The organism is Calothrix sp. PCC 7507 (assembly GCF_000316575.1).
Classification (GTDB): Bacteria; Cyanobacteriota; Cyanobacteriia; order Cyanobacteriales; family Nostocaceae; genus Fortiea.
The window spans coordinates 674,136-693,341 of sequence record NC_019682.1 but is presented as its reverse complement, the minus strand read 5'-3'; the positions used below and the strand labels follow the sequence as shown (position 1 = coordinate 693,341).

General features: G+C 43.1%; 20 protein-coding genes and 1 riboswitch. Of the genes, 11 read left to right on the top strand and 9 right to left on the bottom strand.

The window, feature by feature from the left end; all coding sequences use genetic code 11:
• Positions 1 to 66: 66 nt before the first annotated feature.
• Positions 67 to 2,877 carry a DUF11 domain-containing protein gene (locus CAL7507_RS03100; RefSeq protein ID WP_015126965.1) on the top strand — a complete coding sequence of 937 codons (2,811 nt, stop codon included), beginning with the start codon at positions 67 to 69 and terminating at the stop codon, positions 2,875 to 2,877.
• A gap of 40 nt (positions 2,878 to 2,917) precedes the next feature.
• Here CAL7507_RS03100 and CAL7507_RS32180 read toward each other — a convergent pair whose 3' ends face one another.
• From CAL7507_RS32180 to cobG, 4 genes are all read right to left on the bottom strand, one after another.
• Positions 2,918 to 3,094 (bottom strand): hypothetical protein, encoded by a 177-nt coding sequence (locus CAL7507_RS32180; RefSeq protein ID WP_160166306.1) that lies wholly within the window; start codon positions 3,092 to 3,094, stop codon positions 2,918 to 2,920.
• A gap of 61 nt (positions 3,095 to 3,155) precedes the next feature.
• Positions 3,156 to 3,860: a precorrin-2 C(20)-methyltransferase gene (locus CAL7507_RS03095; RefSeq protein ID WP_369750929.1), complete on the bottom strand. Its 705-nt coding sequence runs from the start codon at positions 3,858 to 3,860 to the stop codon at positions 3,156 to 3,158.
• Positions 3,861 to 3,862: 2 nt separating this feature from the next.
• A complete protein-coding gene (locus CAL7507_RS03090) occupies positions 3,863 to 4,489 on the bottom strand; it encodes a precorrin-8X methylmutase (RefSeq protein WP_015126963.1) in 627 nt (208 codons plus the stop codon).
• A gap of 60 nt (positions 4,490 to 4,549) precedes the next feature.
• On the bottom strand, positions 4,550 to 6,046 hold the full coding sequence (gene cobG / locus CAL7507_RS03085) for a precorrin-3B synthase (protein ID WP_083862866.1): 1,497 nt from the start codon (positions 6,044 to 6,046) through the stop codon (positions 4,550 to 4,552).
• Between the two features lie 34 nt (positions 6,047 to 6,080).
• Positions 6,081 to 6,206: riboswitch (cobalamin riboswitch) on the bottom strand.
• A 72-nt stretch (positions 6,207 to 6,278) separates the two neighbouring features.
• Between cobG and CAL7507_RS03080 the strand changes: the two genes are divergently transcribed.
• Both CAL7507_RS03080 and CAL7507_RS03075 read left to right on the top strand, forming a co-directional pair.
• Positions 6,279 to 7,061 carry a class I SAM-dependent methyltransferase gene (locus CAL7507_RS03080; RefSeq protein ID WP_015126961.1) on the top strand — a complete coding sequence of 261 codons (783 nt, stop codon included), beginning with the start codon at positions 6,279 to 6,281 and terminating at the stop codon, positions 7,059 to 7,061.
• 80 nt (positions 7,062 to 7,141) lie between these two features.
• Entirely contained in the window at positions 7,142 to 8,128 is a 987-nt protein-coding gene (locus tag CAL7507_RS03075; protein ID WP_042341163.1) for a glycerophosphodiester phosphodiesterase, read from the top strand.
• 48 nt (positions 8,129 to 8,176) lie between these two features.
• Here the strand turns inward: CAL7507_RS03075 and CAL7507_RS03070 are convergent, their stop codons facing one another.
• Entirely contained in the window at positions 8,177 to 9,619 is a 1,443-nt protein-coding gene (locus CAL7507_RS03070; RefSeq protein WP_015126959.1) for an RtcB family protein, read from the bottom strand.
• 573 nt (positions 9,620 to 10,192) lie between these two features.
• Here CAL7507_RS03070 and CAL7507_RS03065 point away from each other — a divergent pair.
• Complete coding sequence (locus CAL7507_RS03065) at positions 10,193 to 10,702, top strand: hypothetical protein (RefSeq protein WP_015126958.1); 510 nt, start codon at positions 10,193 to 10,195, stop codon at positions 10,700 to 10,702.
• A 56-nt stretch (positions 10,703 to 10,758) separates the two neighbouring features.
• Entirely contained in the window at positions 10,759 to 11,394 is a 636-nt protein-coding gene (locus CAL7507_RS03060) for a PAP/fibrillin family protein (protein ID WP_015126957.1), read from the top strand.
• Positions 11,395 to 11,528: 134 nt separating this feature from the next.
• On the opposite strand, the gene CAL7507_RS03055 is transcribed toward CAL7507_RS03060, so the two are convergent.
• Entirely contained in the window at positions 11,529 to 11,801 is a 273-nt protein-coding gene (locus CAL7507_RS03055; RefSeq protein ID WP_042341162.1) for a GlsB/YeaQ/YmgE family stress response membrane protein, read from the bottom strand.
• A 371-nt stretch (positions 11,802 to 12,172) separates the two neighbouring features.
• Positions 12,173 to 13,255: a photosystem II q(b) protein gene (gene psbA, locus CAL7507_RS03050; RefSeq protein ID WP_015126955.1), complete on the bottom strand. Its 1,083-nt coding sequence runs from the start codon at positions 13,253 to 13,255 to the stop codon at positions 12,173 to 12,175.
• Between the two features lie 417 nt (positions 13,256 to 13,672).
• Here psbA and CAL7507_RS03045 point away from each other — a divergent pair, with 417 nt between their 5' ends.
• A complete protein-coding gene (locus tag CAL7507_RS03045; RefSeq protein ID WP_015126954.1) occupies positions 13,673 to 14,110 on the top strand; it encodes a hypothetical protein in 438 nt (145 codons plus the stop codon).
• A 102-nt stretch (positions 14,111 to 14,212) separates the two neighbouring features.
• Here the strand turns inward: CAL7507_RS03045 and CAL7507_RS30445 are convergent, their stop codons facing one another.
• Complete coding sequence (locus CAL7507_RS30445) at positions 14,213 to 14,449, bottom strand: hypothetical protein (RefSeq protein ID WP_015126953.1); 237 nt, start codon at positions 14,447 to 14,449, stop codon at positions 14,213 to 14,215.
• A gap of 282 nt (positions 14,450 to 14,731) precedes the next feature.
• On the opposite strand from CAL7507_RS30445, the gene CAL7507_RS03040 reads away from it, so the two are divergent.
• From CAL7507_RS03040 to CAL7507_RS03030, 3 genes are all read left to right on the top strand, one after another.
• A complete protein-coding gene (locus CAL7507_RS03040; protein ID WP_015126952.1) occupies positions 14,732 to 15,001 on the top strand; it encodes a hypothetical protein in 270 nt (89 codons plus the stop codon).
• Between the two features lie 332 nt (positions 15,002 to 15,333).
• Entirely contained in the window at positions 15,334 to 16,458 is a 1,125-nt protein-coding gene (gene bchI, locus CAL7507_RS03035; protein WP_015126951.1) for a magnesium chelatase ATPase subunit I, read from the top strand.
• A gap of 63 nt (positions 16,459 to 16,521) precedes the next feature.
• Positions 16,522 to 16,821, top strand: coding sequence for a hypothetical protein (locus CAL7507_RS03030; RefSeq protein WP_015126950.1), 300 nt, complete (start codon positions 16,522 to 16,524; stop codon positions 16,819 to 16,821).
• Between the two features lie 11 nt (positions 16,822 to 16,832).
• Here CAL7507_RS03030 and CAL7507_RS03025 read toward each other — a convergent pair whose 3' ends face one another.
• Complete coding sequence (locus CAL7507_RS03025; protein WP_015126949.1) at positions 16,833 to 17,921, bottom strand: DNA polymerase beta superfamily protein; 1,089 nt, start codon at positions 17,919 to 17,921, stop codon at positions 16,833 to 16,835.
• 541 nt (positions 17,922 to 18,462) lie between these two features.
• Here CAL7507_RS03025 and rplU point away from each other — a divergent pair.
• The gene (rplU, locus tag CAL7507_RS03020) at positions 18,463 to 18,861 is read left to right on the top strand and encodes a 50S ribosomal protein L21 (protein WP_015126948.1); all 399 of its coding nucleotides are present in this window, start codon (positions 18,463 to 18,465) and stop codon (positions 18,859 to 18,861) included.
• A 31-nt stretch (positions 18,862 to 18,892) separates the two neighbouring features.
• A complete protein-coding gene (gene rpmA / locus CAL7507_RS03015) occupies positions 18,893 to 19,177 on the top strand; it encodes a 50S ribosomal protein L27 (protein ID WP_015126947.1) in 285 nt (94 codons plus the stop codon).
• Positions 19,178 to 19,206 lie beyond the last annotated feature (29 nt).

The window sequence follows — 19,206 nt, the reverse complement described above, 5'->3', positions numbered from 1 at the left end:
GTAAAGACGCGCAAATTCGCTTTCTTGCTTTCCTCAACTAGTAGTTGCCAAAAAATTAGGAATACTATGAACACTAGGATAAGTCCATTACTAAGCAGCTACAAAGGACGATTCATCAGTAGCTTTGCCCTTTTTTTATGTCTCTTAGGACAAGGTATAAAACCTAGCTGGGCTGAGGGAAGCAAAGAGTTAGTATCGGATGGCGGAGACAGACCCTATCTTGAATGGTCCGATCGCTCGACTGCCACCGTTCCCCGAAAACCAAAACTCCAAGTCTACGTCCAAGCGGGAGAAATTGTTAATCTTGGCTCTAGTGTGGCAAGTAGTTTCTCTAACCCACAAGATATTGTCTACACGAGTCCCTTCGGTACTGACAATGGTGCATGTGATGTCGATGCTACTACTGGCTTTGGCTTCATTGATACTATTGCCAAAGAAACAGCAGGCCCCTTACCCAAAAACCCCTTACCTACTGACGTTGGCTACACCCCCTGTAAGTTCACTGCTAAAGAAACTGGCATTTATACAGTCGAGTTTCATGCTCCTGTAACTGACGGCACAAATGTCGATCCTCCCGCAATAGCTGCAAATGCTCAATTCTCTACAGGAGCAAACCAAGGCATGGCAGTAGCAGCCTGGGATATCACAGTCAGAGATAAGACTGACACCATCACCTACAAAGGTCGAGTGTTTACCAAATACATCGCCCTAAATCTGGGAGCCAATTCTAAATCACTCAACGCCAAGCTTTATATTCAAACTAAAGATGGGTATCGGTATGAAACCGACATGAATGGAGTCGATCCCTTTGCCTTCATCTTTTTTGCTAATAGCCGAGGATATATTGACCAAACGAATAACAGTACTCTTTACCATTCAGCTGGCGGTGCTAGTAATAATAACCTGAACTTTCCTGGTAATGTTACGGTTCAAGACCCTAGTGTTGCAGATACACCGACAAATATTACTCACCTGGTTTTCTTCAACCGACCAGACACAACCACACTCAATGCTTTAAGTATTCCCACAACAGCAATTTTGCCTGTAGAACCAAATTCTTTCAAATTTACTGGAGGGACTGGAGGTAGCGGTAATCAAACTCGTGTTGGGGTGGGAGGATATTTTAGTTTCAATACTGCTACCAATGGCAGCTATCAAATTATTATTGACACCAACAACGACGGTATTTATGATGCCAGTACTGATAGGGTACTGCAAAACTTAACGTCTGTCGGTTCTAATGTGGTGTTATGGGATGGAAAAGATGCCAATAAAGTAAATTTGCAACCCCTACCAAATAATGAAGCATACAAAGCCATCATCACAGCCAGAGCCGGGGAATATCACTTCCCCATGTTGGATGCTGAGAATAATCCCCAGGGATTTAAAATCACAATGGAAAACCCTCCTGGCCCGTTTAGTAACTTTGTGGATCTAAATGGGCAACAGATTGGTACGACCACAGTCTACTACAATGACAGTAATTACACCACTGCTAATGGCACAACAGTTAACTTAAATGCTACAGGCTCTCAGGTAGCTACTAATCCCCGTAATGCTGCCAGAGGTATAAATAGTGCGAATGGAGAGCATGAGTTTAACAGCAACTATGGTGACTTCAAGGGGATAGACACTTGGACATACTTCTCCAGTAAAGCAGTCATGACTCCCTTGGTAATTACCACAAGTAGTCAGGCAAACGTTAAAGGCATCAAATCTGTTCGCTTCTTAACAGACAATGATGGTAACGGGATAGTCACTGTGGGCGATACCGTTGAATATACAATTACTTACTCTAACCTGAATCCAGGCAACAGCGACGCGATTAACTTTGTCATCAATGACACATTGCCTCCGCAGTTAACCTTTGTGAGTGCGGCAATTACAACTGCTACTGCGGGGAATAATATCACTCTCAATTCTGGTTATCAAGGTTCTGGTGCTGTCACCAATTCTGGTACTCTGCGTGTAGGCGACACCATCACCATTAAAATTAGTGGCAAGATTAACAATGCTAATGGCGGCAATTCAATTGGCAACCAAGCAAATGCCACCTTCAACACACCAGATAATCCCTCAGGAACAGTTGGCACAGTATTAACAGATGCAAACTCTGCTGGTGCTACTACTAACCCACCTACCCCCAGCAATTTCTTCTCACAAATTGCTAATGATAATGTGGAGACAGGTAATAATCCCAATGATACAGCAGACGATGAGCCGACACTTTTCACAGTAGTAAATGTTGTCGGTTCCAATCCTCAGTTGTTGCTTGTCAAACGCATCACTGCCATTAATGGCACTACCATCAACCAATATGTGGATGACACTACCTCCACCGAAAAAAACAACGACAATAACCCCAACTGGCCTACACCTTTAGATCCTAATAGTGGCATCAGCACATTCTTACGGGGTGTCATTAACGGCGGTACTGTCAAACCAAATGATGAATTAGAATATACTATTTACTTTCTTGCCAGTGGAGATACGCCCATTACTAATGTCAATATGTGTGATTTAGTGCCGAACAATGTTACCTTTATTCCCTCTTCCTTCACAGGAAATACTCCTACTGATCAAGGTTTGCCAGGTGCTGATTCTGGCATTGCCCTAACTATTGGTGCTACCACAAAGTATCTAACCAATGTTGTTGATGCACCCGATCGCGGCCAATATTTTCCACCAGGAATGACGCCACCATCATCATTTAAGTGTTCAGCGGCTAATACGAATGGAACAGTTTTAGTGAACATTGTGAGCAAAACTACACCTTCGACAACTCCACCCCAGCCTAACGAAATATTGCCCAATGCTACTGCACCAGGTACACCTAATTCCTATGGCTTTGTGCGTTTCCGCGCCAAGGTAAAATAACAGGTGTTGCTTTTCTCTATTTTGTGGTCAAATTTGGGAACTAATTGCCGCAAAGCGATCGCAAGTCTGCTAAATCACCTTGAACTGTTTTCATTTCAGCAACAATGAGTTTCAAATTAACTAAGTAAGTCGGCACAATAAAAGCAAACTGTGTGAAAAAAAGTAAACAAGACTCAAACCCTTCTGCCCATTCCCTATTGCCTGCTCCCAGCGACAATTATTTACGCCGAGTTACTTATTACATTGATAGTTCTCAACATGGGAAAATTCAGTATTGCCTATAGTCGAATTTTGGTTGGGATGACAATCATTGAGAAATAAGGGACTTCAGCCGGCTCAACTTCATCAAGGGGGATGATGCGTTGCTGTGTTGTTGTGGCTCGCTCAATATATCTAGCCTGGGATGCTAGCCCCAATTGATGTAAGATATCCCGGACTTTGGTAAAGTGACGACCAAGCTTGATAATTGCGGCTGCATTGGTTGCCAAAAGTTGTGTAGTCAGGACTTCTGCAGGGAGTGGAGCAGGTAAGACAGTCAAGATATCGTTGTAGTAGGTGAACGGTACACCCAAAGCTACCGGACAAGCCATGAGTGAGGAAATCCCAGGGACTACTTCGGTTTCATACTTGTCAGATAACCGTGTAAATACATACATAAAAGAACCGTAGAAAAACGGGTCTCCCTCACACAACACTACTACATCTCTCCCGTCGGCTAAATGTTCAGCGATTGGTGCGACTTCTTTGTCGTAGATGGACTCGGCTTTTTCTGGTTCTAGGGCGCGGGGGAGGTGAAACGGCACTTCGATTTGATTACCAGTTAAGTATGACGCTACAATTTTTCTAGCGATACTATCTCGATTTGTTGCTGATTGATAAGCTATTACGGGTGCAGCTTGTAATAACCGTAGCGCCTTTAGGGTCAATAATTCTGGGTCTCCAGGCCCTACACCAACCCCATAAAGACGACCTGGCGTTTTGATATTCATTCTTTCTCCGTGGCTAGCGCATTGACGGCGGCGGCGGCGATCGCACTACCACCACGCCGTCCGTGTAAAGTTAAAAAAGGTACGTTGCGGCTGTCGCCTGCCAATGCTGTTTTCGACTCGGCTGCACCAACAAACCCAACGGGAAAACCTAAGATGACTGCCGGTTTTGTGACGACTGTATCCAACATTTCTAGTAGCCGGAACAGTGCTGTAGGTGCGTTACCGATGGCTACTACTGCGCCATCTAAGTAAGGTATCCATAATTCTAGGGCAGCAGCGGATCTGGTCGTTCCTAGACGTTGGGCAAGTTCTGGTACTTCTGGATCGTTGAGGGTACAGATCACTTGGTTATTTGCAGGTAAACGTCCCTTTGTAACCCCATCAGCAACCATGCGACAATCGCACAGAATCGGTGCCCCTGCTGCTAGTGCTGCCCGTCCAGACTCTACTGCTGTTGGGGAATATCCTAAGTCAGTAACAATATCCGTCATTCCACAGGCATGAATTAGACGCACTGCTACTTTTGCTACATCAGTCGGCAATATTTCTAGGTTTGCTTCCGACCGGATGATGGCGAAGGAATTACGGTATATTTCATTGGCATCTCGGATGTAGTCGGGCATGGGATTTGTTATTTGTCATTGGTCATTTGTCATTGGGCATTTGTCAAGAGTTATTTTCCCTCATCTTCCCCTACCCCCTGCCCCACTCCCGCTGCGCTGCCAAGATGAAGCGAATAGGTGTTTTAATTGTGCGATCGCATATCGATTGGCAAATTCTCCAAAGGATTCGCTAGAATTTATCCGTTGGATTTTATACACTTTTAGCATCTGCTCTAGCAATGTAGGCAATTCTGCAACAGCCACGGATTGGTAGATTTCACGACCGAATTTTTGGTTGCAGTCACCATTACCCACATAAATGTGATAGCCTTCTGTGGTGCGATTATTTTCCTCCCAGCTAATACCAAGCAGGGCGATGTCACTTTTGCTATGTTGGGCGCAGGATTTAGCACAGCCGCTGACATGAATGTTAACTGGGCGATCGAGGGCAACACGAGTTTTGAGATATTCTGTTAATCCTAAAGCGTGACTTTTGGTGTCAGTTGCCGAAGCTGCACAACCTTTCTTGCCAGAACAGGCAACTAATGCACTGTTAATATTTTTGGGAGAAGAATCCAAGCCTAAGTCAGCTAATTCACTAACGACATCAGCAACCCATTGCTGGGGAATATCGGTAATAAGTAAATTTTGCCAAGGTGTCAGTCGAATCGTATCACTGCCGTATTTTTTGGCTAAATCAGCTAAACCCTTCATTTGCCGAGTTTCTAGACGGCCGAGGGGCAAAACTACACCAATATAATATAAACTCGGTTGACGTTGGGGATGGATGCCAATGTGTCGATAATTATTTGTGGAGACTTTGGATGTAATGTTGGGATATTGCTGATTGACGAACAGAGAAAAGGGGAGATGCTGCTGGACTTGTTGGAGATAATTGTCACAACCTAAAGCATTTAGCAACTCTCGGAAGCGCAACTTGCGCCTGCTAGTAATATCTGTATGTTCTAGGTAGACGTTAGCTAAAGTAGCCAAAACTGGTAAGCATTGCTTTGGTAGTAATAAAATTCCTGTATCGCTTGGTGGTTCTCCCTTAGCGCCTACACTTAAATAAAGGCGGAAGTAAACCTTACCTGCAATTAAGACGGCAGCGAAGGTGATATCATTCAGGCGATCGCACACCGAAACTATCCCACCACCATCAAAGCAAACGCTAAATTTCGCAGACAGTCCTGACAGTTCTGGATGTGTTGCAATGTAATTTTCCCAGCCTTGGACAAAAGGGTGTGTGTCAATCAATTCCTGCGAATCGATACCAGCAGTGGGACTAGTCATAATGTTGCGGATGTGATCTACAGCCGGATTACTGGAACCCAACCCTAAATCCTGCAAGCGTTTCATAACTCCAGCATCGATATCTTGGTGAATTTCCCGAATTTGGAGGTTAGCTCGATTTGTCACATCGGCATAGCCACCACCACATTGATGTGCAATTTGGGCGATCGCACATAATTGTCTACTATTGAGACTCCCACCCGGTATTCTGATGCGAGACAATGTGCCATCTTGAGCAGGTGTAGGGTAAAACAAACCAGGACAAGCCGAAAATCCAGATAGCAAAAGAGAGACTCCTTCCCTGTGCAACGCAGAGAGTAGATGATCACAACCTTGGAATTGGCATTCTGACTTGGGTAATCCCATCACAGCTGCGGCACAGTCCCGGAATTTCACCGGAGTTTCCCAAATCCAATCTCTAGTAATTTAGCATGAGCAGGTAGCCTTAAATTTGAAGGCTTTATATTTTTTGAATTAACCTGATACCATTCTGGAAATTATTGCTAGATGTAAAAAAATGGCTATCTATGAACAAATTGGTAAAAGCTATGATTTCACTCGTAGTGCTGACCCTGAGATTACTGCCCGATTAGCTCATTTTCTCCAGATTAACGCAGATTTATCATATCTAGATGTAGCATGTGGCACTGGAAATTACACACTGGGTTTAGCTCAATCTGGTGGTATTTGGCACGCGGTAGATCAATCACCACAAATGATTGCTGCTGCTAAAAACAAGAGTCATACTGTGGCTTGGCAAGTCGCCCAAGCAGAGGCATTACCTTACGCTAATGGGACTTTTTCCGGCGTACTATGTACATTAGCGATTCATCATTTTAATACACTAGTTCCAGCTTTTAAAGAAATTTATCGTGTTTTATCTCATGGTTGTTTTGTATTATTCACAGCTACACCAGAACAAATGAGCAAGTATTGGTTAGTCGAATATTTTCCCGAAGCTATGCGTAAATCCGCTGAACAAATGCCTAGGTTAGAGGAGGTCAGAAATGCTCTCAACCAGGCAGGTTTTAACTCAATAGATATCGAAGTTTATTCTGTTTCCAAAAACTTACAAGACTTGTTTCTCTACAGTGGCAAACATCGACCTGAGCTATATTTAGATTCTAATGTGCGATCGGGAATTTCCACGTTTGCTTTGCTAGCTTCTAGAGATGAAATTACCACAGGGTGTCAAAGGCTAGCAGCAGACATTGAGTGCGGAATGATTACCAAAATTATCAAAAAATATGACCACGCTCAAGGTGATTATCTATTTTTAATTGCCAATAAAATTAATTAAAGGGTAGCCGGCATAGCTCCGCCTCCGCTCAAGGTTATTGTCTTTATTAAAGCGATCGCTTGTTTTTCAGGAAAGTTTGCATGACTACAACTTCGCAAAATGCAGCACCAATTATTATCGGACATCGCGGTGCTAGTGGCTACCGCCCAGAACATACCTTAGCTGCCTATGAACTAGCAATTGATTTAGGTGCTGACTATATTGAACCAGATTTGGTGGCAACCAAAGACGGTATTCTAGTGGCTCGCCATGAAAATGAAATTTCCGAAACCACAGACGTGGCGATACATCCAGAATTTGCTCACCGTCAAACTACCAAAATAATTGATGGTGAAGCAAAAATCGGTTGGTTTACCGAAGACTTTACCCTGAAAGAACTGAAAACACTTAAAGCCAAAGAGCGAATTCCGCAACTGCGATCGCACAACACCGCTTATGATGGATTATTGACAATCCCGACGCTGCAAGAAATTATCGATTTAGCCAAGCACAAAAGTACCGCAATTGGTCGGACTATTGGCATTTACCCAGAAACCAAACACCCAACTTACTTTCAATCTATAGGTTTAGCGCTAGAAGAACCTCTGTTAGCCAATTTGCTAACCAATGGTTATCAAGGGACTAACGCACCTATTTATATTCAATCTTTTGAAGTGAGCAACCTCAAAAACTTGTCTACAAAAACTGATTTACCTTTAGTGCAATTGCTGAATGACAGCGGTAAACCTTATGATTTTGTCGTCGGTGGTGACTCTCGCACCTACGCAGACTTGGTAACTCCGTCAGAATTAGCAAAGATTGCTAAATATGCACAGGCGATTGGCGTGAATAAAAATCTGTTGATTAACAGAGATAGTAATGGCAAATTGCTCCCGCAGACATCTTTAGTCAAAAATGCTCATGCAGCTGCTTTGCAGGTTCACGCTTGGACTTTCCGCAATGAGGATTTCTTTTTACCGCTAGATTTTCAAGGAAATCCCAGAGGAGAATATAAATTGTTTTTCAGCTTAGGTATTGATGGCGTATTTAGTGATTTTCCCGATACAGCCAAGTCTTCGAGGAGTTAGAATTCAGGAGAATGAAATATTCTGGCTCCTGACTCCCACACTCCCTAATTACACCTTAAACGTTAACACAGGACTTAACCGCGCAACTAAACCCACCATTTCCGCCTCTACTTGCACATCAATCACTGACTGAATTGGTTTGTAGGCCGCTGGTGCTTCCTCAATTCTGCGTTCTGAGCGTAATGTGATACAGTCCACACCAGTTAATCCCAGTTCGTCCTCATTTTGAGATGCACCTCTGCGGTTGAGGTCAAAACGAGAACGAATTCTTCCCGCCCCATGTGAAGCAGAATTGCAAAATGTGGGATTACCTTTCCCCACCATTAAGTAAGAATAAGCACCCATTGAACCAGGGATGATCACTGGTTGTTCTGCATGGGCGGGACAAGCACCCTTGCGCGTTACCCAGGAACCCGGTTTTTCAGGTAAGGTAATGTTGTGTGGTAAGTCATAAACTAAGGGCGCTTCTATATCTCCGTACACTTCCCGTAACCGCAGCCGGAGTAATTCGGCTAACAGTAGGCGATTGACAAAACCATAATTAGCTGCAGTGGCTTCAGCTTGCAGATAACTGGCTACCAGTTGGGGATGGGAATGAGTAGAGAGGGGAAAAATATTAGCATCAGGATACTTTAGACCTTTTGGCCAAGCAGCTTGAGATCGATCCCGCCACATTCCCCCAATATACTTACCCACATTTCGCGAACCTGAGTGAATCATAAAGGCCATCTGACCCTCTCGCACTCCCCAAGCATGGGCTAAAGCTCGATTTTCCACTTGATCAACTTGCTGTACTTCCACAAAGTGGTTTCCAGAACCAATGGTTGCTAGGGAGCCATCGCGTACTAGTCCTTCATCGGGAACCAGTTCTTCTGGTGCGAGTTTCCAGTTACCATCCATTGAACCACCCAAGAAGATGCGTTCGCTCTCTTGAGCTAGTTGCTCTAAATCAGACTTAACCACACTTCCCGTCGGCTGATCAAGCATGGCATCTACCCAACCAGGAACTCCATACTGAAACAACGCCCGCATTGTCTGAGCAGTCATTGTGACATCACGTGTCCCGAAGAAATAATCTCCTTTCATCCTTTCTACAAACAGGTCGCGTTTCGCCAAGAATTGATCAATAGTCAAATTAGCTACATGTAAGCGCATCCCACAATTGATGTCTGAACCGACAGCCGCCGGGATGACCTGACCCACGGTTTCCACTACCGAACCAATGGCTACGCCAGCATCACCAGGGTGAAAATCAGGGGTAGCACAAGCACGACAAACGCATCCACCTGCTGGGTGGCGAACGTTTGCCAAATTCATTAACTGCTTGAGTGCTTTAGCTTCTACGGGGAAAGCTTCGGGTAGTAGCACTTCCGCCGTTGGTGCATCGGGAAAATTGACTGCACGAACTGAATAAATGCGATCGCTATAAGTTACATCTAAACCCTGCTTTGCTAAAGCACGCAGAAGACGCTTCAGATTTTTTGGCTGCATGAATACTCCGTGGGAGTCTAGAAAAAGACTCTTGATTTTGAAGGGTGGGAAGACTTCGGAACAGCCGCCGCGTCTAGTGGTGTAAAGTGTTATTTTCCCAGAGCTATGGGGAAAATAGAAGCTAAATTCTTACTAATTGGGTTATACGTTTTTAATAACACAAACTTTTATGGAATGACAAGTATTTTGTAGCCCACCGTTACTTACTGCATAAGAGTTACATCCCCGTTAGGGTTTCGATATTTACTTCTGCCTTTTGATCTGACCAAGAGAAAACCCCGGCGAAACTAACCGAGGTTGGAGACAGAAGTCCTAATGACGATGATGTGAAAATCAAAACCTCAAACTGTTTTATTACTCATTCAACACTTGAAACAAAGATTGTCGATACTACAGCATAGCCTGCAAAAAGAATGATTGCAGTAAGCATATCAAACTCCTTTTTTTGTTTTATTTATAAGTAATACTTCATGTAGTTAATATATGATGAGTACTGGATATAAACATCTATTAAAAAGATTATTCTGTTGAATGAGATTGGAAAAAAAGTATGATTTGTAGCAAATATAAAGTATGTCTAGAGAATTACTTAAAGCCTTAATGATCCTAACTGCACTTACACTCACGAGTTGCAGTAACGTTACAACTGACCAGTATGAAGCAACAGCGCTTACCAGCTATATCTGGCAAGTTAAGTATGCCAATGACCTCACTAATGATTCATCACCACGTTTTGAAACCTTCGCTACCACTTCCTTGCTCAATCGCAATGGCTTAAAGCCATCTGGAGCAGTGACAGGCCCTGATGATCGAGGTTTATGGTGGCCGGCTTTACCAGCACGACCAACAGTAAATGAAGTGGAACAACGCAAAAAACTTGCACAAGAGTCTAGCCAGCCCGAATTATTAAAATCTGTAGAGTACAAACTAACCTATGGAGTAGGCTCCCAACAAAGGACTTTACCCACTAACTATGATGTCTACCGACAGGTAGTGAAAGCCTATCCCTCACGCACTCCTCTGCAGTTGACTTTGGGAGTTGATGATAACTCAGTTGAAAAGGCTGAACCTGGTGGTAACTGAGGTTCGTATTATTTTGACAATAAAATCCACACACTATTGAAGGAGAATAAACAACCTTGAACAAACAACTAGTAGTTAAGGAAAAATTACAAGCCTCGATTGAGAAGATTCAAGCTAAAAGTGATGGTTCTCCTGTCACCAATTTAAAGTTAAACGCAGCTTTAACCGCAGAAATTGAACAATTAACAACGGAACTAGAAAGCATTAATCCCCATCCTCATCCTCTCCTCCAGGCTACTCCATTACTGGAGGGGGCTTGGCAACTGCAATACTCCACTGCTAGAGAAATCCGTTCTTTAGCTTCCCTACCATTAGGATTAAAAGTGGGTAAGGTTTATCAAGTGATTGATGTCACAAATAAATTGTTTTTCAATTTAGCTTTTGTTAAACATGCTCTAGGGCTAGTATCGGGATATGTGAGAGTAACGGCTAGCTTTGAGCCTGCTATAGAAGATTCATCGCCTCTACCGAATAAACGCATCAACGTGTATTTTGATAAACGCTACCTATCGATTGAAAAGATTGTTGGACTTGCAACTCCTCAACTCAACCCATTTAAAGTTGTCCAGGCTCATAACCCTCTTGGCAGAATTGCCACCCTGGATATTACTTACTTAGATGAAACTCTCAGAATTGGACGTGGAGGAGATGGAAGTCTATTCATTCTGACTAAATCTGATGATTTATTCTGACTTGATAAAAAATGTTGAAATAATAGCGCCAACCTATCTATAGGTTGGCGCTATTATTTCAAATAAATTCAGCAAGCAAAATATTTAAATGGGGTCTCAACTTTTACTAATAAATTGACCGTCATTTACATTATTTACGCAGCACTACTTCGGGTTAGCAAGTTCCACAAGAAAACAGCAACGAGTGCGCCGATAACTGCCACTATAACACCAGTAATACTCAGAGTAGGGGCTGCTAGAGCAAAGGTTCCTGTACTGAAGAATATGCCCAAACTACCGCCTACAAAAGCACCGATTATTCCTAGCAAGATTGTTCCTAGAATTCCGCCGCCCTGATGACCGGGGTAGATAGCCTTAGCGATCGCCCCAGCAATTAAACCTAAAACAATCCAAGCAAGAATGTTCATTGTCGTTGATTTGGTAAACATTTCCGACTGACAAACACAGACTAACAATTTCATCTCTAACATCGAATCGACCATAAGAGATAAACCTTGTTAGCCTGAAGGAATATTTAAATTGCTGCCACTTCCAGAGAAATATACCTTAATCCAGATTGACTATAAATTATAAAAAAGCCCCCAGTTTCTCTAGAACTGAGGGTTGGTAAATTTATGATTGTTTGGTAATTACAAGCTACACATTCTTAACTATTTTTATCCTCTACTCAAAGAACTAGGATAGAGCTTTAGGATTAGACTTTTAATGCAAAAGCCACTCTTCCTTTCGGGAGAGCGGCTTTTGCTTACAGAAGTATTGTGCGTGCGTCAGTTAAAAATTAACCGTTGATAGCAGGAGCAGTCAGAGCCACAGGAGCAACATCACCAGCAGCCAAATCTAGGGGGAAGTTGTGAGCGTTACGCTCGTGCATTACTTCCATACCCAGGTTAGCGCGGTTGATCACATCAGCCCAAGTAGCGATGACGCGACCTTGAGAATCAATCACTGATTGGTTGAAGTTGAATCCGTTCAAGTTGAACGCCATTGTGCTGACACCCAAAGCTGTGAACCAGATACCAACTACTGGCCATGCTGCGAGCAAGAAGTGCAGTGAACGGCTGTTGTTGAATGATGCGTATTGGAAGATTAGGCGACCGAAGTAGCCGTGGGCTGCAACGATGTTGTAGGTTTCTTCTTCTTGTCCGAACTTGTAACCGTAGTTCAAGGATTCGGTTTCGGTGGTTTCACGAACTAAGGAAGATGTTACCAAAGAACCGTGCATTGCAGAGAACAATGAACCACCGAACACACCTGCTACTCCCAACATGTGGAAGGGGTGCATCAAGATGTTGTGTTCTGCTTGGAACACGAGCATAAAGTTGAATGTGCCGGAGATACCCAAGGGCATACCATCGGAGAATGAACCTTGACCAATTGGGTAAATCAAGAATACTGCGGTTGCTGCTGCAACAGGTGCGCTGTATGCAACTGAAATCCAAGGACGCATTCCTAAGCGGTAGGAAAGTTCCCACTCACGTCCGAGGTAGCAAAATACACCAATCAAGAAGTGGAAAATTACTAGTTGGTAAGGTCCGCCGTTGTACAACCACTCATCTAAAGAAGCTGCTTCCCAAATGGGGTAGAAGTGCAAGCCGATGGCATTTGAAGAAGGAATTACTGCACCGGATATGATGTTGTTTCCGTAGAGCAAGGAACCTGCAACGGGTTCACGAATACCATCAATGTCTACGGGAGGTGCGGCGATAAAGGCAATTACGAAGCAAGCAGTGGCAGCTATGAGGGTGGGGATCATTAAGACGCCGAACCAACCAATGTAAAGGCGATTATTGGTGCTGGTGATCCAGTTGGCAAACTGGTCCCATACGTTGGCGCTTTGGCGCTGTTGTAAGGTTGCGGTCATGGTTTTATGATTGCGGTTATTTTTTGTATGAATGAGACGTGTTTGTTTGCGTCTGTAACAATAATTTACACTGCTTTACATTTTTTAATCAAGTGTCCAGACTTTTGTAAAAATTATACTTGTCATGAGTTTTTCTTATTTAAAAGTGAGAGTGGCGATCGCACTCTATACAGCTTGATTGGCAGACAAAATTTTTTAAATTTGGGCGATCGCCACTATGGAATTAGGCTCAACTCCTATTCTTGCTGGTTTTTTTCTGTATCGTTCATCCCCGCAGAAAATTGCCCCCTATCTCCCAATACATAGAACTATGTATATGATCATCCTTTAGCTCTGATACTATTTTCTGTAATTTCCTGCTCAGTAGGAAAACTAATTGAATAGGAATCAAATACTTTGAAACTCAGGAGGAGTGAAGTGGGACTTAGTGACGGACTAGCGAATCCAGACAAAAAAGCCATAGTTGTGGAGGACTGTTGCAGCATGATAGACGCGCAACTTGCATCCAAATCAGGCATCAGTGGTATGGCGATAAAAGCTGCTTTTGGCGCTCTTAAGGGGGTTAAGCCAGGATACATCGCTTATGTTGTCGAGCAGATTCTACCGCAGTGTTTCACAGCACTCGATCCGATCTGGAGTGAAGGCTTGCAGACAGGCGATCCAGTCGGATATCTCAACGCAAATCGCGATCGCACAGCAGATGCACTACTCAGCGTCACTGATGCGAGAGCGCAAAACCTGAAGCGCCAAATAGTCAAAGGAACCTATGACAAATTGCGGGGTTCAGCCAAACAAAATGTAGAAGAAGCAGTACCCGAATTAGCCAAAATCATTGACAAATATACCAAGACATGATCCTTGGTTTGAGCTTAAGTGAAATCGGCAGTTAGAAACCCTATCCTCTGGGAGGTAGGGATTTCTAGCCATAAATGTTTTTTAATCCTCTAAAACGGGAGCTTATTCGCCGTCATCCTTACCGAAGGATACACAAGGACTTTCAATTTCTTGGGTTGGTTGAAATGAATTGCAGAAAATGATGGTAGAACAATTAACCTCGAATTCATCAGGGTGAATGCACTGCATCACTTCTGCCACTTTGGTATGAAAAGCACAGTCATTGCAGATAGTTTGACGTTTTAGTGGTTGCCAATTCTCTCGACTCAACTTATGCTGCCAGTTGATTGAGTCTGACATAAGTCCAAATCCTTACATAGGGCACAATCAGAAAATCGAGCAAATTAGCTGATTTAAAATTCTGATGATTAATTCCATAAATTTCTTAGCGAAACACTCGTATTTTCCACAAATTTACTGTATTCTAGTTTATCCTGTCCAAATTTTTTCACACTAGACTTCATAGGAATCCTTACGGATCTATCTAAAGATTCTTGAAAGTCTACAACAGACTCTTTCAGAATCAGCGTTAAGATTCCGGTTTTTCTGTGTCCAATTCTCAAAACTTTAAATACACATACTATGAAACTAATTAAGAAATCTGAGAAACTGCTGCTAGAAAAGATCAAAATCATGGAGGAAACAGAAGAAGGGAGTCTGCCATTGGATATAGCCGATTTACCAGAACCATCGGTAATCAAGAAACCAATGCCCGATGAGGATGTAGACAATAGAGAACCCAGATATCTGAATTTTCGCGATCATCCCATAGTTCAATCTGTTGGCAACTCCGGATGGCAAGTTTCTGAGATTTGGAAGGAAATTCGATTAGATGATTTCGATAATATATAGTGAACAAGCCTATCTCAGAACAGCAGGTGACAGGTTAAATAAAAGCTAAAAAAGTAAAAAGAAAGAATACTGATTCCTACAAGCTTTTTACCTGTGTTCAAATGGTGTGTTTATTTACCCCATGCTGTACTAGAGGCTATGAACTAGGGCATTGGAGAAGTGGAGAACTACGGCTCATACCGAGTTCAGAACAACTTCTTAACTAATCCCCAAGATGCTGAAATAAATGAGCAAACGCGAAATTTATTTGGTTGGGGGAGTGTCAACTTGTAAGACCCCAAATGTGGGACAATAAACAACGGTAAGTAAGAAAATCTTGATAAGGTAATTTAGTGAGTCCTACTGCTCAAACCACAGCGAGTGCGCGACGTGTGGTATTCCCGTTTACAGCAATTGTGGGTCAGGAAGAAATGAAACTGGCGCTGCTGTTGAACGTGATTGACCCCAAAATTGGCGGTGTGATGATTATGGGCGATCGCGGTACTGGCAAATCCACCACTATCCGGGCCCTGGCCGACCTGTTACCCGAAATCCCTGTGGTAGCTAACGACCCCTTCAACAGCGACCCCAGCGATCCCGATGTCATGAGTGACGAAGTCCGCCAATTGTTAGAACAAGGGGCAGAAATTCCCGTTGCTCACAAAAAAGTCCAGATGGTAGACTTGCCATTAGGCGCTACAGAAGATCGGGTTTGCGGCACTATCGACATCGAAAAAGCTTTATCTGAAGGTGTGAAGGCTTTTGAGCCGGGACTGTTAGCCAAAGCTAACCGGGGTATCCTCTACGTTGATGAAGTCAACTTGCTTGATGACCACTTGGTAGATGTTTTACTCGACTCCGCAGCCAGTGGTTGGAACACCGTAGAACGGGAAGGTATTTCTATCCGTCACCCAGCACGTTTTGTACTGGTGGGTTCTGGAAACCCAGAAGAAGGTGAACTACGCCCCCAACTCCTCGACCGCTTTGGAATGCACGCCGAAATCCACACAGTCAAAGAACCAGCCTTAAGGGTGCAAATTGTCGAACAACGAGCAGAATTTGACCAAAATCCCTTGGTGTTTGTAGACAAGTCTAAACCTGAGCAAGAAGCACTACAACAGCAGATTGTCAATGCTCAAACACTGTTACCCGAAGTGAAAAGTGATTATGATGTGCGGGTGAAAATTTCGGAAATCTGTTCAGAATTGGATGTGGATGGTTTACGGGGTGATATAGTGACAAACCGCGCCGCCAAAGCATTGACAGCATTTGAAGGACGCACCGAAGTCACAGTTGATGATGTCCGCCGCGTGATCACTCTATGTCTGCGTCACCGACTGCGGAAAGACCCGTTGGAGTCGATTGACTCTGGCTACAAAGTAGAAAAAGCTTTTGCACGGGTCTTTGGTGTGGAACTACCAGAAAAGGATACTGCACAAAAAAACGGTACAGGTCAACTGAAAACTGGAGTTAGGTAATCAGTGAACAGTTAACAGTGAACAGTTAACAGTCTTTTCACTATTCCCCAAAAGCGATGAAATATGAGATTGTGGCACTTTTGGTTAAATAGCTTTATTTTAGCCAGCCAATATAACCCACCCCGGTTTGTAGAGTCATTGATGCTCACGCTAGCGATCGCCATGCTAGCAGTTGCCACAATTTTACCAGACAGACCCTATTGGGTACTGGTCTTGAGCTTAGTAGTTGGGGCATCTATCTCTATTTTAGTTAGAGAAGCGATCGCCCCCTCATACCAATCACGAATCACCAAATTAACAGCATTGCTACTACTATTCATTAGTTTCTATGGCTTTGTCGATTTAATTCAGACTGTTAACTGATAACTGAAAAATCACCACCCCTGCATCTCTACCAATTCCATACATAACTCATTAATTTGCTCTAAGTCAGGTTTGTGAGGTAGAGTTGATTGTTCGTAAACAATATCCATTTCAGCAACTAAATCTTCCGCCATTTTCATCACCTGATCATAACTATACTCACCCTGAAGGATAGCTTTTAAATCTTCAACATCACCAGCTATCCTCCTATCTACAATCACATTACCTGTTCGCAATATTTCCAGTCCACTGCGTAATAATCTAATGCAGTGCATCCCATGCTTCAGGTCAAAACCAGACTTTCTTTCCGTTTCTGCCCTAGTGGGATTCCTATTTTCTTGCCATGATAAATAGGCTTTCCATTCTCTTAAAGCTACTTGATAGGTTTGACTTTTTTGCAGCAGGCGAATAAAGTCTTTACGACTGTTGGTTAATGTTTGCGTATATTCTAAAGTCTCATCAGGCAAAGTATATTGTTTCAATATGCCTTTGAAATCAATATCTGCTGTCAATAGTTGATATAGTTGTTCAGCCTCTTCTAAAAACTCAATCCTTCCCCTAATTAGGTTATAAAGATACTCCAGAAAAGCATTTAGCTCATCTTTAATTAATGGTGCTTCGTCTTCTATACCAAAATCAGAAGGAAGCGGTTTCTTTTGTGGTGGATTTAACAACCACTTACGATGGGTTTCCATCTTTTTGATTTGGGCAAAAGCGTAACCAGTATAAGTATGCTTTACCTTCTTACTTAAAAATAGCTGTTTGTGGTTAATTAAGTGCTGTCCTATTGGTGTTAACACAGGATAGCTAGGCAACCACAGCAATTCTAAAACGTTGGGATTGGCTCCAGATAGTAATTGAATGACTTTTTTTAATTCATATATAACTGTGTCTTTATTATTATCTAGAAAAGGAAATATTCCTACTTCATCCCAACCGGTTTCTTTTTGTTCTATGTGGTCAAATCCTAAGTAATATCTTTTGGGTGCGATAAACACACCCCGATAATCAAAATCGGAACCAGGACGATTTAATCCATAGCCGTGGCTACCTGCTAAACCAATAAAAATTGTTCTCTGTTCAACTTCTATTCTTTTCATCTTACCTAATTAAAATATAGCCATCCTAACTCATCGGTGAGACGATATGAGTTCCAGAGGTGAAGCTTGGTCGATAGAAAAAAGAAAATCTGAGCAACAGAGTCCTTTGCTCAGATTTTTAGGTGCTGTTCTGTGTCCTGACTAAATACATCAGCACAAGTCACGATTTCGCAAATCAAGTCAACTTTTTGGGAAACTTGTAGCATTTGAGGCACAGTTTTAAATCCCAAAGCTTGTAGGGGCAGGGTTTTCCCGCCCTCTGGGGTTTCCTCGATTGTGTTGCATCCGACTGAGAACCGCTATAATTCTTGAACCTCTTAATAGCCAAAGGTTTTAGCATCTAAAACTTGCATAATAGTTGACTTAACACTAGGCAATCAAATAGAATTTTAGATTGTCTGTCTAATTTCCGCTCGGATCAGGTAGACATACTGCAAAAGCTGGCAATAGCGCAGACGCAAAGCGGCTTGTCGTTAGACATCACTTCTATGCATGAAGATATAAAGCCAGCTACCTGTACGGCAAACCTAAGGACCATCCCATGACTTACGCAATTATTGAAACTGGTGGCAAACAAATACGAGTTGAGGCGGGTCGATTTTACGATATCGAGCTGCTGACTGCTGCACCAGACGAAAAAGTTACAATAGACGCAGTATTACTGGTAGCTCATGACGGTGGAGTCACCATCGGACAACCAAGAGTAGCCGGTGCGACTGTAGAAGGGACGGTGCTAAGACATCTCAGAGGTCGTAAAGTCTTGGTGTACAAGATGAAGCCCAAAAAGAAAACTCGCAAAAAACGGGGACATCGCCAAGAAATCACCAGACTTTTGATTAACTCCATTAACCTCAATGGTACAGTGTTGGCGGCTGAAGAAGCAGCGATCGCTCCCACCCCCGAAGTTGATGACCAAGCTGTAGAAACTGCTGCTGAATAATAATCAAGAACTAGAAACATCAGAGGAAATTATGGCTCATAAAAAAGGAACAGGTAGTACACGCAACGGTCGTGACTCTAACGCCCAGCGCTTAGGTGTCAAGCGCTACGGTGGTCAAACTGTACGGGCGGGAAACATTCTCGTGCGGCAGCGTGGTACAAAATATCATCCTGGTAACAATGTCGGTATTGGTAGTGATGATACTTTGTTTGCTTTAGTTGACGGCGTTGTCACCTTTGAACGTAAAGGTAAAAGCCGCAAGAAAGTTAGCGTTTACACACCAGTCGTGGCGGCTGTCGAATCCGTAGCTAGTTAAGAATTGGTCAAGAGTCAACCCTTCTCCTT

Excerpts from the sequence above, each read along its gene's own strand:
- CAL7507_RS03090 (WP_015126963.1), bottom strand. The coding sequence starts at position 4,489 with ATGCCCGACTACATCCGAGATGCCAATGAAATATACCGTAATTCCTTC.
- CAL7507_RS03065 (WP_015126958.1), top strand. The coding sequence starts at position 10,193 with ATGTCTAGAGAATTACTTAAAGCCTTAATGATCCTAACTGCACTTACA.
- CAL7507_RS03100 (WP_015126965.1), top strand. The coding sequence starts at position 67 with ATGAACACTAGGATAAGTCCATTACTAAGCAGCTACAAAGGACGATTC.
- CAL7507_RS03055 (WP_042341162.1), bottom strand. The coding sequence starts at position 11,801 with ATGAACATTCTTGCTTGGATTGTTTTAGGTTTAATTGCTGGGGCGATC.
- rplU (WP_015126948.1), top strand. The coding sequence starts at position 18,463 with ATGACTTACGCAATTATTGAAACTGGTGGCAAACAAATACGAGTTGAG.
- CAL7507_RS03080 (WP_015126961.1), top strand. The coding sequence starts at position 6,279 with ATGGCTATCTATGAACAAATTGGTAAAAGCTATGATTTCACTCGTAGT.
- CAL7507_RS03040 (WP_015126952.1), top strand. The coding sequence starts at position 14,732 with ATGAAACTAATTAAGAAATCTGAGAAACTGCTGCTAGAAAAGATCAAA.
- rpmA (WP_015126947.1), top strand. The coding sequence starts at position 18,893 with ATGGCTCATAAAAAAGGAACAGGTAGTACACGCAACGGTCGTGACTCT.
- CAL7507_RS03075 (WP_042341163.1), top strand. The coding sequence starts at position 7,142 with ATGACTACAACTTCGCAAAATGCAGCACCAATTATTATCGGACATCGC.
- psbA (WP_015126955.1), bottom strand. The coding sequence starts at position 13,255 with ATGACCGCAACCTTACAACAGCGCCAAAGCGCCAACGTATGGGACCAG.
- CAL7507_RS03070 (WP_015126959.1), bottom strand. The coding sequence starts at position 9,619 with ATGCAGCCAAAAAATCTGAAGCGTCTTCTGCGTGCTTTAGCAAAGCAG.
- CAL7507_RS03030 (WP_015126950.1), top strand. The coding sequence starts at position 16,522 with ATGAGATTGTGGCACTTTTGGTTAAATAGCTTTATTTTAGCCAGCCAA.
- CAL7507_RS03025 (WP_015126949.1), bottom strand. The coding sequence starts at position 17,921 with ATGAAAAGAATAGAAGTTGAACAGAGAACAATTTTTATTGGTTTAGCA.
- CAL7507_RS30445 (WP_015126953.1), bottom strand. The coding sequence starts at position 14,449 with ATGTCAGACTCAATCAACTGGCAGCATAAGTTGAGTCGAGAGAATTGG.